This is a genomic window from Lacinutrix sp. C3R15, assembly GCF_018860825.1.
Taxonomy (GTDB): Bacteria; Bacteroidota; Bacteroidia; order Flavobacteriales; family Flavobacteriaceae; genus Oceanihabitans.
On the sequence record NZ_JAHKPZ010000004.1, the window covers coordinates 406,431 to 421,988 of the forward strand.

A 15,558-nucleotide genomic window follows, 5' to 3' on the forward strand; every position below is an offset into this window, starting at 1 on the left:
AAGGTTTATGGCTATCAATCAACCTGTGGTCTTATGGGATTAAGAAACCACATTTTCTTTAGACCATGCAAATTTTTGAAATGGTGCATCTACTGGTGTATTTGCTATATGGTTTGTATAGTTACTAATTACTTTTTGTGACAATCCTAAAATAATTTCTAATACTTGTTGTTCACCATAACCAGCAGCATAAAAAGTATCTAAGTCTTCTTGGGTTACATGACCACGGTTTTTAGTAATGGTTAGGGTCATGGTACGTAAAGCTTCTAATTTAGCGTTTTCTAAAGGAGTTTCATTACGTAAAGCTTCTGTAATAGAATCGTCTACTTGCATCATTTTTGCAATACCAGTATGTGCAGGAACGCAATAATGACAAGCATGCTCTACGTTAATAGTTTGCCAAACAACCGTTAATTCTTCTGCGTTAAAAGAAGTTTGTGTAAATAGCTCATGTAGGGTTTGGTATGCTTCAAATATTTGTGGAGATGCAGATAAAACACCATGTAAGCCTGGAATCATTCCGAATCCTTTTTGTGATTTTTCTAACAAAGGTTTACTCTCTTCTGGTGCTGTTTCTAAAGTTTGAATTTTTAATGATGTCATAATTTTTCTTTTTTTATTTATGTTAATTATTTCTAAACAATCGTTTAGTTATTGGGTAAAAAAAAGGGTTTATATATTTTTGAAAATCATTTCTATATAATCTTCAATCTCTTTTTTTGTGTTTACTCTTGCTGCTGCTGCTAAGCCATGTTTTGCTAATAATAAATAATTGGCTTGTTGTGCTATAGTTTCTTCATCTTTAGATGTATCTGTTTGTAACTTTTCAATGATAATGGATTTTAAATTATCCATAAATACATTCATTTGTTGTTTAATTAATACATCTTCTTTTTCTGAAAACTCATTATAGGTGTTTGTTAATAAACATCCTTTTAAGTTGTCGTCTTTAAAATTAGAACTTACAGAATCATAAAAAAATTGTTTAATATCTTCTACACCATTAGAAGCATTTTTAAACTTATTTAATATAATGTTTACCTTTTCTTTATAACACTCTAGGCTTTCTAAAAACAAGCCATACTTATTACCAAAGCTAGAATATATAGAAAACTTGTTTATGCCCATTTCTTTTTCAAGCATTTGCATAGAGGTAGTTTCATAGCCGTTTTTCCAAAAAAGGAGCATTGCTTTTTCTACTACTTCATCTTCGTTATATTCTTTTTTTCTTGCCATGATTATTTTTTGTGTAAAAAAAATCTAATTCAAGAACAAAACTAAACAATTGGTTAGAAACGAATAAAGGTTTTAACTTTTATTTATAGTTTGCTTGTGTATATTTGATTTAATAGTATTTTTAAATAGCGTAATTAGTTTGTGTAAGCAATTAGGTTTGTATGAAAAAGAAAGAGAAAAAAATAAAGAAGCCTTGGCCAACCAAAGACGCTATGGAGCAAGTGTATGCCATGAAACTTTGGGGTGATAATGCTTCTAGTTTTTATTCTGGAGAAGGATCTCATAATCCAGAACTAGTAGATCCTTATGTTACTGCTGTTACTAGCTTTTTAAAAAGTTTTAATAACCAACTTACTGTTTGCGATTTAGGTTGTGGTGATTTTAATATTGGTAGGCAATTGCTTCTATACACCAAAAAATATATTGCTGTAGATATTGTTGAAGACCTTATTACTTATAATAAAGCACATTTTAAAGCTGAAAATTTAGCGTTTCAATGTTTAGATATTGCTAAAGATAATTTACCTAATGCAGATTGTGTGATTTTAAGACAAGTATTACAACACCTCTCTAATGCAGAGGTGCAAAGTATAATAAGTAAATTAAATAATTACCAATATGTTATTCTTACAGAACATGTTCCTGAAGGAGATTTTACACCAAACTTAGATATTGTTTCTGGGCAAGGAATTCGCCTAAAAAAGCAAAGTGGTTTAGATGTGTTAGCAGCTCCATTTAATTTTAAAGTAACCGAAGTGAAATCCTTACTTTCTGTAGTATTAAAAAAGAATAAAGGTATGGTTTTAACTACGTGTTATAAGGTGTAAAAGTTGGATTAAAAAGGAGTTCTTTTTAGGTATTTCTATTTCGTTGTACTCAAAGTTAGAAGTCCATTCTATTTTGTTAGTGGTAAAGCCATTATAACATTCTGTTGCTATTAAATGATAAGCTTTTAGTGTAATAAAAAAGCGTTCTAAGCCACCAAAAGGATAGTTTGCAGTAGTAAATTTAAGAATTCCTGATTTTCTAAATTTAGTAAGTTGTACCAGTTCTACCTCAAAACCAGCTTCTAAATAATTAAAAATAGAAATAGTATCTAGTGTACCTAGTTGCCCTAATTTATTATTATCATATTCCAGATAGTTATTATAAAAGGTATTTACATAAGATGGGATATGTTCTTGATACCTATGAAATGCTGAGCTTTGGTCTAAATAATCACTTAATTCTTTAACTGCTGCATCAATTTCTTCTTGTGTTTTCTTTTTATCCCAATCTATTTCTGGGTCACTATTATCTTGATTAAAGTTAAAACCAGGTTCTCTTGTACATTGCATGTGTTGGTATAATTTTCTAAAATCTTCAAATTTAGAAAGGTCCTGAATATTAAATTTAATGTAAAGCATAGGCTATATACTTTCTACAAAATCTAAAAACACTTTTTTATGTAGTTCTAGATCTAAGTTAGGAGAAAGAGATGCACGTACAATATAGTCTTTGTCTCCTTCTTTTGTGGTTCCTTGGGTTGAGGTAGCAGGAATGGTCCAATAGCATCCTTTTAATTGTCCGTAACTAACACAAAATTTACTTTCGTCTGGAATTTTGGTAATCATTAAGTGTATTAGTTTTAAATTTAAGGCTCTTTTGTAGGTTTCTCTTTCTTGGTCTGTATTTCCTTTTGTAGGAAGATCTAATGAAAAAACGGAAGGTGTAAACCCTTGTTCTGCCAGTTCTTCGGAAACAAAATTAATTTTAGCTTCAGGTAAGGTTTTGTGAATAAAGTTTACAAATGCTCTGGTGTTTTTATAAGCATCTATAATTCTTTGATTCATAGAAGGCAATTGTTCTGCTAAAATTTCATATTGAAAAGCTGTAGCTTCATTATCACAAAGCGTTAAATGTTTTTCTATTTTTTCTATTAATGCAATGGTTTTATTGTTTCCTACGCAGTAGCCAGCAGTACATTTTCCGCCACTAGGAAACTTAGAGCCACTAGCAAAAGAAATGGTTCTTACCGAAGAAAGGATATCTTCTTCGCCTAAAAAGTGCACATTAGGACAAAAAGTTTGGTCTAAAATAAAAACAGGATCTATTGCAATTTCACCAGTAGGTGTTTTACGTTGTTTGGTTAATGCTTCTTTTAGTTCTATAAGATTAGGAACTTCAACCCTTGGGTTTGTAGGTATTTCTGCTATGATTAAAGGCACAGCATCTTGGCTTGCAATTTGGTTTAAAACGCTATGAATACTTTGTACCATATCATTATCACCATCTACTAGTAAATCTACTATATCTACATGGTCTAGACAAGCAGCAACACGTCTTGCCTGATCATTAGTGCCACCATAACAGTTTGGAGGAACAATAATTTTAATGGTTTTGCCTTTATGGTTTTCTAATGCATCATGAATTAACCCCATTAAAATAGCGTACTGTATAGATAAACCACTAGAAGCTACCAGTGCTTTGGTGTTTGTATTGGTAACCTTATTTATTGCTTGTACTACCAGTTTTTTATTTGGTTCTACATTTGTTTTATTTACATTAAAAGTAGTTTGTGCAGTTAAAGCTTTTAAGGCTATAAGTGCATTTGCAGGAGTCATAGCAATGGTTTCTCTTCTTCGAACATGTTGAATATCTGAAATATAATTTTCATTATGCTCACCATTAACCACTAAAATGCTTCCGAGATGTGCGTGAAGCTGAATGTGAAAATCAATATTTGCATGTAGATTAAAATTACCAATTTTATTTTCTTCAGAAATATAAATGGTACTTCCGTCAAAGGCAGAGATGTCTGAAACCTTTTCTATTTGTTTTAGTTCAAATAGATAACCATATACTTGTTGTATTGTTTTGGCATCAAAGCAGGATGGTAAGTTTCCTGAGTATAGAATTTGAGTTTTTTTATTGGCAAACAAATTCTTTCTAAGAATGGCTAAAACAGGAATGGTTTTAGAATCAAAACTAATTACATTTTGGGCATTTACATGCTGCGTTTTAGCAATTGCCCACTCTAGAACACAGGATAAAGGATGCCCTAAACGAATATAATCATAAGCAGTTGGTAATGCATCTAGTGCAGAAGCCTCATAATTATTGGTGTTAAATAAGGATTCAAATTCTTGTAGAAATTGAACTTTAGCTAATTTTTCGTCATAAATATCTAACCTATGCGTGGTTGTGCTTAACCAACCTGTTGGCATATTTTTTAAAACTTCATTCATGTAAACTAGCATTTTATTTTCTTTCATAATCATAGACTTTAAATAAGCGGTAAAGATAGGCTAATTAGTTTTTTTGATAAAATGTTTGCATACCGAAAACCCTATTACCTTTTTAAAGCAATAGGGTTTTAATTTTGGTTAGATATACTTGTTTTGTTACTCTTGAATTCGTGTGTAACCAGAAAGACCATGTAGGCATTTAATAATCTGGTTATCTCCAGGAGCTCCTGCGTGGTAATGATACCCTCTTGTAGCATCTACATGACCACCACAATCATCTAAATCTGTAGGTTTATTTCCCTCTTTATCTAATAAGGCAAAAATAGCAAAACCATCAAGAGCATAACCAATCATTGGTGCATGCGTATCTGTTTGTTCTACCTCTTTTGTAGACCCAGTAACTGCGTGATAGTGGTAGCCACCATGTGGATTTACGTGACCACCATGATCATCTAAAGGAGCAATGGTGTGTGCTGCTAATATGGCGTGTGTTGGTGCTGGAGGGTCAAATTTAACTCCGTTAAAAGCTAACCCAATTCCGCCTCTACCAAAACGTTGGGTTTTTTCTAAATATACCGGAGTAACAGGTAGGTAGTAGGTTGTTGTTTGGTGTTTAAAATATTCTGGTAAGCACTCTACACAATGGTTTTGGTAGGCTTCTTCTACATCTGGTTTTGCAGCTGCTAAGCAACCTTCTTCGGTATCTGTAACTCTTATAGAGCCATCTTCATTATATAGTTTCCATTTGTTATCGCTATAAAACTCATCAAGAGAAGCAATAAAATGTCCTGACACGTCATATACTTTTCCATCTTTAAACCAAATACCAGCTTTTTCTTTTCCGTCTTCAATATGTCTAGGACACCAAGGACCCATTTGGTGCTCACTAGCACGAGAGTTGGTTTTTATTTTGTAACAAAGGGTTTCTGTTCCGTTAAGGTCTACCGTTTCTTGGGTAATTTCTTCTAATAGGTTTTCTTGAATGAAATATGCTTTATTTACAGGAACTACTTTTGTGCTATTTTCTGTAGCTTCTTTTTTATCTGTTTTACAAGAGCTTAGTGCTATAAAACTTAATAAAGTTAAAAAGTAAAATGTTGGATTTATTTTTTTCATATTAGTTTGATTTTATAGACAGCAGTTAGTATTAATTACTACAACTAATTTAGTAAATTATATCTAAAATAGCTGTAGTGGTATTACTACAGTGTTTTTAATTTATTGATTTCTTTTAAATGCTTAGAGTAAGTGTTGCGTCTTGTTTTTATAATTAATCATCAAGTTGCACATGTTCTTTTTTTACTACAATAGGGTGTTCTTTATAGTAGTTTTCTAAAGCAGGAAAATCATACGGTTTTGCAAGTATTTTTTTGTTAGTGTCTAGAATAAAATAGGTTGGTGTAGCAGTTACACCATAGGCATCACCTATAGGGTTTTGCCATTTTCCTTCACCGTAAACATGAATAAATTCAGGAAAGTCATAGGTTTTTTCTTTCCATCTGTAAAAGTCATCTTCTAGAGCTATGGCTATTACTTTTAGTTTTCCTGCTTCTAAACTTTGTACATATTTATGAAACTTAGGCAGTTCTGCTAAACAGTGTGAGCAGGTACTGCTCCAAAATACTACTACATATTGTGCAGCTTCATTAAAGTCATGTAAGTTTATTTGTTCTGTTTTCTTGTTATTAGAAACTTCAAAATTAAAGTCTGGAGCAAGTGCAGCAATAGATGTGTTTTTATATACCGTTAGTTTTTCTATTAAATCGTTATCTTTTTTTGCTTTTGCAATTGGCAATAAATATTTGTCTGAAATATAGTTAGCAACTTCTTCATTATTTGTTTCTGCAAATTGATTAAACAGCACCTCTATAATGGTTTCTTTAACTTCTGGGTTTTTTCCAATAACAAAATTAGTGATGTCTATGCGGTCTTTATAGCCTTGGTTTTTATCTGTTGGGTTTGAAAAATTAAAGACATAATTTAAAACCGTTTCTATTAAAAAACTAGAGCTTTGTAAAATAGTATCGCTAAAATCTATATTGCTGAAATAATTAGATTTTATGTTTTCTGAAAAGGTTTTAGCATCTTCCATTTTTGTTGGAATATAAGGTCTGCTTGCTTTTATAAAGTGTGAAGCGATCATGCCTTCTGAAGCTTTTTCAAATTCGTTTTGGGTTTGGGCTAAAACATTAAATACTTTATTGAATTCGGTACTGTTCTGGTTGTTACTAGCGTAGTAAGCATTAATACTTTTGCTTGCTTCTTGTAAACTTTTGGTGTATGCATTTAGCATTTTGTTTTCTTGTGACTTTGTGTATTTAGCACCTTCATTTACATTAAAAGTAAGCGCTATATCTTCTTTAGCATTGTAAATAAAGTCAAAATTATATTCGTCTTGAGGTAATGCATATACAATTCTGTACATGCCTTTATTTACTGTAGTATCTAGTTTAAACTCAAAATTACCAATACTATCTATTTCTGCATTATTTACATAAATAGAGGTTGTTGGTGTTACTTTATAAAGAATTGCAAACTTATAATCTTCAGCAGGAGAAAATGTACCTTTAATGGTATGTTGAGCTAATAATAGATTTGGTAATAAAGCGAGTAAAAAAAGTAATTTTCTAGTCATTATAATTTTTTCTTTAAAGTGTTTCAAACGTTATGCCAAAATAGGTTTTAAAGCGTTTAAAGCTTTTTCAATAGTATTTATTTTTTCAAAAGTAAGTAATAACCTTAATCCTGCTCTGGTTTGTTTTTCTTTCATCTTACAAGCTTGCGGGTTTTGCTGTATGTATTGTAACACTTTAGTAAACCCTTTGCTTTGGTAAAAAGCACTCTGTTGGTCGTTGATAAAATAACCTACAAGTTTTCCTTTTTTCATAACTATTTTTTCAAGTCCTATTTTAGTAGCAATCCATTTTATTCTCACTGTGTTTAATAGGTCTATAACTTGTGTTGGTAATTCGCCAAACCTATCTATAAGCTGTGTTTCAAAAGCAGTGAGTTCTTCTTCGGTTTTTATACTATTTAGTTGTGTGTATAGGTTTAATCTTTCGGTAATATTGTTTACATAATCATCAGGAAAGAGTATAGAAAAGTCACTATCTATAGTAATATCTTTAACGTATTCTTTTTCTTTTTCGTCATCTTGATATAAATCTTTAAACTCATTTTCTTTAAGTTCTTCAATAGCTTCGTTTAGTATTTTTTGGTAGGTATCAAAGCCAATATCACTAATAAACCCGCTTTGTTCACCACCAAGTAAATCTCCAGCACCACGAATTTCAAGATCTTTCATGGCAATATTAAATCCGCTACCAAGTTCTGTAAATTGCTCTAAAGCAGTCATTCGTTTTCTAGCGTCTGTGGTCATTGCAGAATATTCTGGAGTTATAAAATAGCAGAAAGCTTTTTTATTGCTTCTACCAACACGACCACGCATTTGGTGTAAGTCACTAAGTCCAAAATTATTAGCATTATTAATAAAAATGGTGTTAGCATTTGGTACGTCAAGTCCGCTTTCTATAATGGTTGTACTTACTAGAACATCAAAATCACCATTCATAAAACCAAGCATTAACTGCTCTAATTTTTTGCCATCTAGTTGCCCATGACCAATACCAATTTTAGCATCTGGAACCAAGCGTTGTATCATACCAGCAACTTCTTTGATGTTTTCTATTCGGTTATGAATAAAGAACACTTGTCCGCCACGTTGAATTTCATAACTCACAGCGTCTCGAATTCTTTCTTCGCTAAAGCGAATAACATTACTTTCTATAGGATAACGGTTTGGTGGCGCTGTGGTAATTACCGATAAATCTCTAGCAGCCATTAAGCTAAACTGAAGCGTTCTAGGTATAGGAGTTGCTGTTAAGGTTAAAACATCTACATTGTCTTTTAGTGTTTTTAGCTTTTCTTTTACAGCGACGCCAAACTTTTGTTCTTCGTCAACAATTAGTAATCCTAAGTCTTTAAATTTTACATTTTTATTTACCAGCTGGTGAGTACCAATAATAATATCTACATGGCCTTTTTCTAGTTTTTCAAGTGTTTCGCGTTTTTCTTTTGCGGTTCTAAAACGGTTTAGGTAATCTACCGTTACAGGAAATTCTTTTAAACGCTCTTTAAAGGTTCTGTAGTGTTGGTATGCTAAAATAGTTGTTGGCACCAAAACAGCAACTTGTTTACCATTATCTACAGCTTTAAAAGCGGCACGAATAGCAACTTCTGTTTTACCAAAACCAACATCACCACAAACCAATCTATCCATTGGTCTTTCACTTTCCATATCTGCTTTAATATCTGCAGTTGCAGAGCTTTGATCTGGAGTGTCTTCATAAATAAAGGAAGCTTCTAACTCTAATTGTAAATAAGAATCTGGATTGTATTGGTAGCCTTTTTCTAGTTTTCGCTTTGCGTATACTTTAATAAGATTAAAAGCAATTTCTTTAACTCTAGATTTTGTTTTTTGTTTTAAAACTTTCCAGGCTTTACTACCTAGTTTATATACTTTTGGTGGTTTGCCATCTTTACCATTAAACTTCGTGATTTTATGTAAAGAGTGAATGCTTAAATACAGTATATCACGTTCGCCATACACTAATTTAATGGCTTCTTGTTTTTTGCCTTCTACGTCTATTTTTTGTAATCCTCCAAATTTACCAATTCCATGATCTATGTGTGTTACATAATCACCAATATCTAGATTTGTAAGTTCTTTTAAGGTTATAGATTGTTTTTTAGCGTAACCATTTTTAAGATGAAATTTGTGGTAACGCTCAAATATTTGATGGTCTGTATAACAAATTATTTTATTATCATGATCTACAAAACCTTGAAATAACGAAAGTACAATAGTTTTGTATTGTACATCTTGATCTACGTCTTCAAAAATATCATGAAAACGTTTTGCCTGTTGCTCGCTAGAACAGGCAATATAATTAGTAAAGCCTTTGTTGTGATTACTGTTAAGGTTATCTATAAGTAAATTAAAATTTTTATTAAAAGCAGGCTGTGGTGTTGTTTTAAATTCTATAGTTAAAGGTGTTTCATCTGTAGTATTAGATAATACAGTAGAGGAGCCAAAAGCTATAATGTTAAATTCTAAAAGCTGTTTTTTTAATAGTGTACTATTACAAAATAACTCTTTAGGTTCTGCGTGTTTTATTTCTGATGAAAGGTTGCCAAATGCTTCAACGGCTTTTTCAAAAAGTGTATCTATTCTAGAGAATGCTAAGTCTGTATTTTTGGAAAAAACAACTGTTTTTTGTGCAATGTATTTTAAGAAACTCTGTCTGTTTTCTTCTAAAAACTTATTAGCAACATTTGGTATGATGTTAATTTTTTTTATTTGCTCTGTAGAGAGTTGTGTTTCTACATCAAAGGTACGAATACTGTCTACTTCGTCACCAAAAAACTCAATTCTGTAAGGTTCGTCATTACTAAAAGAAAAGACATCTACAATACCACCTCTTACAGAAAACTCACCAGGTTCTGTAACAAAATCTACACGCTTAAATTTGTAAGTAAATAGTATTTCATTTACAAAATCTATAGATAAATTATCATTTACAGTAATTTTTAAGGTGTTTTTTTCTAATTCGCGACGTGTTACTACTTTTTCAAAAAGAGCGTCAGGATAAGTAACAATTATGGCTGGTTTTTTACGTGAGTTTATTCGGTTTAAAACTTCTGCACGTAATAATACATTGGCATTGTCTGTTTCTTCAATTTGGTATGGTCTTCTGTAGCTTTCAGGGTAAAAGAGTACATCTTTATCATTTAGTAATAATTCTAAATCATTGAGGTAAAAGGCCGCTTCTTCTTTATCGTTAAAAATAAGTAAGAATGGTTTTTCTGCTTGTTTAAAGTTTTGAGCAATAACAAGGGAAAGCGAAGAACCAACAAGTCCTTTTATATGTGTTTTTGCTTGAGTTTTGGCAATAGCATTTTGCAGTTCTTGCGTTTGCAAAGACTGTGCGTAGGTTTGCGAGAGAAGTGTTTTACTCACCTAAATATAGTTTTGGGTAAAGATAAGTTTTAGATTTTTTTTTGCCATAAATACATCCTTTTTTTTTGTATTAAGTAATGTGCTTTTTTTTAACTTTACTTTAAAAATTTAAAAACGCATAAAAATAGTGCTGTTTTCTTACTTTGATACTGTGTTTTTTAGCTTATAAAAAAGCTAATAATAATGTTTTAAAAAGTGTTTTGTTTAATTATCTTTGCAGCACTAAAAAAAAAGAATATATGTCAATTTCAGATTTATTTGATAGTGGGTTTAAAAAGCGTAATGAAGATCATTTTGCTTCAATTGTAAGGGTTGCAATGGAAGATGGTGTTATTTCTGACGAAGAAAAAGCGTTTTTAGATCGTTTAGCTAGAAATTTAGATATAAGTGAAGGGGATTATGCTATAATTTTAAAAGATTATGCTTCTCATAATATTAATCCGCCAACAACTTATGATAGACGTTTAGAGCGTTTATATGATTTAGCAAGAATGGTTTATGTAGACCATATTAAGGGAGCACATGAAGAACTTGTTTTGCGTAAAATTGCTGTTGGTTTAGGTTTTTCTACAGATAACGTAAAGTATGTTGTAGATAAAGCACTTACTTTGGTTAGTAATAAAGTAGATTTAGATACTTTTATAGAAGAAATTAAAACAATGAATAAGTAATTATTTGTTATTTATAGAATACAAAAAGGCGAACTATTTATGGTTCGCCTTTTTTTATTTTAAATATTTATGAATGGTTTTTAGTAAACTTTTTTCGTCAAATGGTTTTCTAATAACATCATTTATTTTAGCTTTTTTATAGCGTTTTAAATCTTCAGGAAATAGTTTTCCTGTTAAAGCAAGTATGGGTATTTTTTTAAGTTCTTTTTCTGGTAGTTGTCTTATTTCTTGTGCTAGCGTGTCTCCCGTTTTATTAGGTAGGTTAATATCCATTAAAATAATGTCTATTTTTTGATTTTTTAGTGTTGGTATAACGTCTTCAGGATTAGAAACAATATCTAAAAAAAATCTTTTTTGAGCTGCTAGTATTTTAAGTACTGAAAGCTGTGTGATTTCTGAGTGTTCTACTAAAAGAACATTGTATTTTTCTTTTTCCTTTTTTTCAACACTTATGGTTTTTACTTTTTCCTTTTTTGAAGATCCATCTAATTTAAAACTTAAATTAAATGAAATAGAGGTGCCTTTATTAAAATCACTTTGAATAGCAATATTACCATGCATTAACTCTACTAGGCTTTTAACAATAGCTAATCCTAATCCAGTTCCTTTGTTTTGTTGGTTTTGGTTTATTTGCGAAAAGCTTGTAAAAATGTTTTCAAAATTTTCTTCTTCAATACCAATACCTGTGTCTTTAATTTCAAAATGAATATTTGCTTTATTTGCTCTTATTTGATTTAAAGAAACATCTAAAGTGATACTTCCTTTTTTTGTGTATTTAATGGCATTATCTAATAAATTACTAAGAATTTGTTTTAGCCTGTAAGGGTCTCCTAATAAAAAATTGGGTAATTTTTCTTCAATATTATTATTAAAGTCTAACCCTTTTTCTTTTGCTTTTACTTTATAAGTGAAAATAATTTCTTCTAAAAAGGCAGTAGTATTAAAAGATTCTTCTAGTAGATTTAGTTTACCAACTTCTATTTTAGAAATATCTAAAATATCTTCAATCATGTGTTTTAAATGGTTTGAAGATGTTTTAATAATATTTAGGTAATCTGCTTGTTCTGTGTTTAGGTTGGTTTTTTTTAAAATATCTACAAAGGTGCTAATGCCAGAAAGAGGTTCTCTAATTTCATGACTAAAATTAGCAATAAACGTATTTTTAAATTCTTCTTTTTCTATTAAGTACTTGTTTTTTAATTCAAGAATTTGTGAATTTATAACAGACTCGTTTCTTTTTTGTGCTGTTAACTGGTAATTGTTATAGTGTGTTGTTAAGTCTTGGATTATTAACAGAGGGTTTTCTTTAGCAAAAGTTTTAAGCGTGATGTCTGCTATTATATTTTTGTTATCTGTATCTAGGTGTATACATGAAAATAAAAATTCTTCCTCTTTTTTTGTGTCTAATAAATTTGTAATGCTATAAAAAAAAGGATGTAAGGCAATAATGTTTTGCGATTGAATGTTAGCAAAAAAAGTATCATCAGACTCTAAGACAAGTCCTTTGTTGTCTGTTGTAAGATATTGATAAATAGCTTTTTGGTGAACTATTTTGTGTTCTGCAAGCATTATTTTTCTTTTATAATATTAGTTCTTTAGCTAATGTAGAGAATAGATCATTAACTTTAGTATTTGCTTTTGCACTTGTAAAAAAATCGACAAACGGTTTAAAAACATCGTTGTTTTCTTTTAAAAAGTCTTTAGTAACCAAGTCTTTTTTATTTCCTACAACTTTAACAGGTGTATTAGGGTAGTTTGTTTTAATGTAATTTATATCGTTTTCAAGTTGTTTGTAAGTGGCTGGTCTTGAAAGATCAAATACATAAATTATACCACTAGTACCTAGCATATAAGAAGGTCTAGTGTTAGTGATATCATCATTACCTTCTAAATCCCATATAATTAAAGATACTGTTTCCTCTTTAGATATGTTTACTTCTTTTTTTAATATATGAACACCAATGGTTACTTTGTAATTGTCTGTAAAGGTGTCTTCTACAAATCGTCTTATTAATGACGACTTACCAACTCCGAAATGACCTAATAAAATTATTTTTTTAGAAATACTCATTAGCAAAATATGCTTTTAATTTTTTAGTTAAAGATTCTGTGTTTTTTAGATCTGTTTTATTTATTTCGTTTTGGGCAAAATTTAATAATTTATCTTCTAATATACTTTTATGACTAGCATTAAATATGCCAGAAATTGCAACTGCAATATAATAAGAAGAAAAATTTTGAATATGTATACTGTAGGTTTCATATTCTATAAGTTCTAGGTTTTGGTTGTTTTTTTTAAAAGCATCTTCTACAAAGCTTTTAATAGCAGTAAGCATTCCTGCAACCATGTCTTCATCTATATCATCTGTTCTTGAATATTTAGAAATTAACAAACCAGAACCTTTTTCAATAACCATAAATTGGTTTAATCTAGGAGCGTATTGCTCTTGCATAATTAAATCTACTTCACTGATACCAGTGGCTTTTGCTTTAATTTTACGTTTTAAATTTTTAAAAGAAAAAGCATTGTTTACTTGCTTGTTAATTTTTTCAGATAACATAGCAAATTCATTTTGAATGTACTTTTTTATCATTCTACCTAAAATAGGGTATAATGCTTCAACTACTGCATCTTGTGAGTTTTTTATCTCTGTTTTTAAAGCTTCTGTAATTGTAGGGCCTAATGTTTTAGGTATTTCTTGAACAAATTCATTTAATTTATCTTGAATAATAGGGTCTACTTTTTCAGATAAATTTGGTTTTTGATTTATGGTATCTTCAAGATTTTTTATTTTTTCATGAATCGATAAAGCATACTCTCGCTCATCGGTAAGCAATATGTCTTTAAGTATTTTAAGTTTATCTTCTTGATTCATAAGTTGTAGTAATTTTTATTACTTACTTATTTTTTCGCCAAGATTCATTAACAATTCACCAAATAATTTTCTGTCTAATTTTTTGTCGTCAAGAGTTTCTGCTTTGTCATTAAAAGAATTTTCAAGTTCTGTAATTCTTATGTTAATGTCTGTGCTTAGATTGTCGATGTTTTGAAGTAATTCATTTCTTACATCATCCATCAAGTTTTCTAATTCTTGTTTTTTGGAAAGAATATCATTTTTTACAGCTTCAAACTCACTTTCATAAGCTTGCATGTTTTCACCAAAAATAAGCTGTTTTATAGCGTCAATTTTTGAAGAAGCTTCAATATCAGTATTATTATTTAAAGTAGTATTGTTTATATGTTTTTCTTTAGCCATTATAGTATAACTGTTTATTAAAAGAGTAATGTACAAAAATAATGAAAAAAGAATTGCTTAAGCTGTTAAAATTTAAGCTTTTCGCATAAATTCTTCTGCTTTTTCTACCATGTTTTTGCTTCCGCATAAAAAAGGAACACGTTGGTGTAATTCTGTAGGTTGAATTTCCATAATTCTATTAAAGCCATCACTAGCTTTTCCGTTAGCTTGTTCTGCTAAAAATGCCATAGGATTACATTCATATAATAAACGTAATTTACCTTCTTCATTTTTAGAGCTTTTAGGGTACATATAGATACCTCCTTTAATCATATTTCTATGAAAATCGGAAACCAATGAGCCTATATATCTGCTGGTATATGGTCTGTCACCTTCTTCCATTTGGCAGTATTTAATATAGTTTTTTACTCCTTGTGGAAAATGTACATAATTACCTTCATTTACAGAATAAATTTTACCATCTAAAGGAAATTGCATATCAGGATGCGATAAGTAAAAAGTACCTATTGCTGGGTTAAGAGTAAACCCATTTACACCATCTCCAGTGGTATAAACAATCATGGTAGATGTACCATAAACAATATAACCAGCAGCAACTTGTTGTTCTCCTTTTTGTAAAAAATCTTCTAAAGTAACAGGAGTTCCTACAGGTGTTACTCTTCTATAAATAGAAAAAATAGTACCAACAGATACGTTTACATCAATATTAGAGGAGCCATCTAAAGGGTCTATTAATACAACGTATTTATTTTGATTGTTTTCATCTTGACTATTAATGGCAATAAAATCATCTTCTTCTTCACTGGCAATACCACATACAATATTACGCTTAGTAAGTGTTTGTATAAACTTGTCATTGGCATAAACATCAAGTTTTTGTTGGTCTTCTCCTTGAATATTAACATCGCCAGCAGCTCCAATAATGTCTACTAATCCTGCTTTGTTTACTTCGTGATTAACTACTTTTGCAGCCAATCTAATGGAGTTAATTAGTCTAGATAACTCTCCAGAAGTATATTTAAAAGAGGTTTGGTTTTCTATAATAAATTCTCCTAATGTTTGTTTTGTTCTAGACATAATAGCTTTTTATGGTTTTTTACAAATATCGTATTTTTTAATAAACTACAACGTTATCGTTTGCTTTTAAT

At 30.3% G+C, this 15,558-nt stretch carries 14 protein-coding genes; 2 read left to right on the forward strand and 12 right to left on the reverse strand.

Going from position 1 to position 15,558, the window contains the following annotated elements:
- Positions 1 to 39 precede the first annotated feature (39 nt).
- Both KO494_RS01795 and KO494_RS01800 read right to left on the reverse strand, forming a co-directional pair.
- Positions 40 to 603 (reverse strand): carboxymuconolactone decarboxylase family protein, encoded by a 564-nt coding sequence (locus tag KO494_RS01795; RefSeq protein ID WP_215965870.1) that lies wholly within the window; start codon positions 601 to 603, stop codon positions 40 to 42.
- A 69-nt stretch (positions 604 to 672) separates the two neighbouring features.
- Positions 673 to 1,236: a TetR/AcrR family transcriptional regulator gene (locus KO494_RS01800; RefSeq protein ID WP_215965871.1), complete on the reverse strand. Its 564-nt coding sequence runs from the start codon at positions 1,234 to 1,236 to the stop codon at positions 673 to 675.
- Positions 1,237 to 1,397: 161 nt separating this feature from the next.
- Between KO494_RS01800 and KO494_RS01805 the strand changes: the two genes are divergently transcribed.
- Positions 1,398 to 2,063: a class I SAM-dependent methyltransferase gene (locus KO494_RS01805; RefSeq protein ID WP_215965872.1), complete on the forward strand. Its 666-nt coding sequence runs from the start codon at positions 1,398 to 1,400 to the stop codon at positions 2,061 to 2,063.
- On the opposite strand, the gene KO494_RS01810 is transcribed toward KO494_RS01805, so the two are convergent.
- The 5 genes from KO494_RS01810 to mfd all read right to left on the reverse strand — a co-directional run bounded on the left by KO494_RS01810 (position 2,040) and on the right by mfd (position 10,482).
- On the reverse strand, positions 2,040 to 2,642 hold the full coding sequence (locus KO494_RS01810) for a hypothetical protein (protein WP_215965873.1): 603 nt from the start codon (positions 2,640 to 2,642) through the stop codon (positions 2,040 to 2,042). The two genes, KO494_RS01805 and KO494_RS01810, sit on opposite strands and share 24 nt — an antisense overlap.
- Before the next feature lie 3 nt (positions 2,643 to 2,645).
- A complete protein-coding gene (locus KO494_RS01815; RefSeq protein ID WP_215965874.1) occupies positions 2,646 to 4,490 on the reverse strand; it encodes a PLP-dependent transferase in 1,845 nt (614 codons plus the stop codon).
- A 129-nt stretch (positions 4,491 to 4,619) separates the two neighbouring features.
- Complete coding sequence (locus tag KO494_RS01820) at positions 4,620 to 5,579, reverse strand: YHYH protein (protein WP_252730223.1); 960 nt, start codon at positions 5,577 to 5,579, stop codon at positions 4,620 to 4,622.
- 154 nt (positions 5,580 to 5,733) lie between these two features.
- Positions 5,734 to 7,098: a TlpA disulfide reductase family protein gene (locus KO494_RS01825; protein WP_215965875.1), complete on the reverse strand. Its 1,365-nt coding sequence runs from the start codon at positions 7,096 to 7,098 to the stop codon at positions 5,734 to 5,736.
- A 30-nt stretch (positions 7,099 to 7,128) separates the two neighbouring features.
- The gene (mfd, locus tag KO494_RS01830) at positions 7,129 to 10,482 is read right to left on the reverse strand and encodes a transcription-repair coupling factor (protein ID WP_215965876.1); all 3,354 of its coding nucleotides are present in this window, start codon (positions 10,480 to 10,482) and stop codon (positions 7,129 to 7,131) included.
- Positions 10,483 to 10,721: 239 nt separating this feature from the next.
- Here mfd and KO494_RS01835 point away from each other — a divergent pair, with 239 nt between their 5' ends.
- Positions 10,722 to 11,153, forward strand: coding sequence for a TerB family tellurite resistance protein (locus tag KO494_RS01835; protein WP_215965877.1), 432 nt, complete (start codon positions 10,722 to 10,724; stop codon positions 11,151 to 11,153).
- A gap of 54 nt (positions 11,154 to 11,207) precedes the next feature.
- Here the strand turns inward: KO494_RS01835 and KO494_RS01840 are convergent, their stop codons facing one another.
- The 5 genes from KO494_RS01840 to fbp form a co-directional block, all read right to left on the reverse strand.
- Entirely contained in the window at positions 11,208 to 12,722 is a 1,515-nt protein-coding gene (locus KO494_RS01840; protein ID WP_215965878.1) for an ATP-binding protein, read from the reverse strand.
- Positions 12,723 to 12,732: 10 nt separating this feature from the next.
- Positions 12,733 to 13,224 (reverse strand): Rab family GTPase, encoded by a 492-nt coding sequence (locus KO494_RS01845; protein ID WP_215965879.1) that lies wholly within the window; start codon positions 13,222 to 13,224, stop codon positions 12,733 to 12,735.
- On the reverse strand, positions 13,211 to 14,029 hold the full coding sequence (locus KO494_RS01850; protein WP_215965880.1) for a cell envelope biogenesis protein OmpA: 819 nt from the start codon (positions 14,027 to 14,029) through the stop codon (positions 13,211 to 13,213). Before KO494_RS01850 ends, KO494_RS01845 begins: the two co-directional genes overlap by 14 nt.
- An 18-nt stretch (positions 14,030 to 14,047) precedes the next feature.
- On the reverse strand, positions 14,048 to 14,410 hold the full coding sequence (locus KO494_RS01855) for a fructose 1,6-bisphosphatase (RefSeq protein ID WP_215965881.1): 363 nt from the start codon (positions 14,408 to 14,410) through the stop codon (positions 14,048 to 14,050).
- A 72-nt stretch (positions 14,411 to 14,482) separates the two neighbouring features.
- On the reverse strand, positions 14,483 to 15,487 hold the full coding sequence (gene fbp, locus KO494_RS01860) for a class 1 fructose-bisphosphatase (RefSeq protein WP_215965882.1): 1,005 nt from the start codon (positions 15,485 to 15,487) through the stop codon (positions 14,483 to 14,485).
- Positions 15,488 to 15,558 lie beyond the last annotated feature (71 nt).

What these genes read in the sequence shown, in the direction of transcription:
- KO494_RS01795 (WP_215965870.1), bottom strand. Translation starts at nt 603, where the DNA reads ATGACATCATTAAAAATTCAAACTTTAGAAACAGCACCAGAAGAGAGT.
- KO494_RS01800 (WP_215965871.1), bottom strand. Translation starts at nt 1,236, where the DNA reads ATGGCAAGAAAAAAAGAATATAACGAAGATGAAGTAGTAGAAAAAGCA.
- KO494_RS01805 (WP_215965872.1), top strand. Translation starts at nt 1,398, where the DNA reads ATGAAAAAGAAAGAGAAAAAAATAAAGAAGCCTTGGCCAACCAAAGAC.
- KO494_RS01810 (WP_215965873.1), bottom strand. Translation starts at nt 2,642, where the DNA reads ATGCTTTACATTAAATTTAATATTCAGGACCTTTCTAAATTTGAAGAT.
- KO494_RS01815 (WP_215965874.1), bottom strand. Translation starts at nt 4,490, where the DNA reads ATGAAAGAAAATAAAATGCTAGTTTACATGAATGAAGTTTTAAAAAAT.
- KO494_RS01820 (WP_252730223.1), bottom strand. Translation starts at nt 5,579, where the DNA reads ATGAAAAAAATAAATCCAACATTTTACTTTTTAACTTTATTAAGTTTT.
- KO494_RS01825 (WP_215965875.1), bottom strand. Translation starts at nt 7,098, where the DNA reads ATGACTAGAAAATTACTTTTTTTACTCGCTTTATTACCAAATCTATTA.
- KO494_RS01835 (WP_215965877.1), top strand. Translation starts at nt 10,722, where the DNA reads ATGTCAATTTCAGATTTATTTGATAGTGGGTTTAAAAAGCGTAATGAA.
- KO494_RS01840 (WP_215965878.1), bottom strand. Translation starts at nt 12,722, where the DNA reads ATGCTTGCAGAACACAAAATAGTTCACCAAAAAGCTATTTATCAATAT.
- KO494_RS01845 (WP_215965879.1), bottom strand. Translation starts at nt 13,224, where the DNA reads ATGAGTATTTCTAAAAAAATAATTTTATTAGGTCATTTCGGAGTTGGT.
- KO494_RS01850 (WP_215965880.1), bottom strand. Translation starts at nt 14,029, where the DNA reads ATGAATCAAGAAGATAAACTTAAAATACTTAAAGACATATTGCTTACC.
- KO494_RS01855 (WP_215965881.1), bottom strand. Translation starts at nt 14,410, where the DNA reads ATGGCTAAAGAAAAACATATAAACAATACTACTTTAAATAATAATACT.
- fbp (WP_215965882.1), bottom strand. Translation starts at nt 15,487, where the DNA reads ATGTCTAGAACAAAACAAACATTAGGAGAATTTATTATAGAAAACCAA.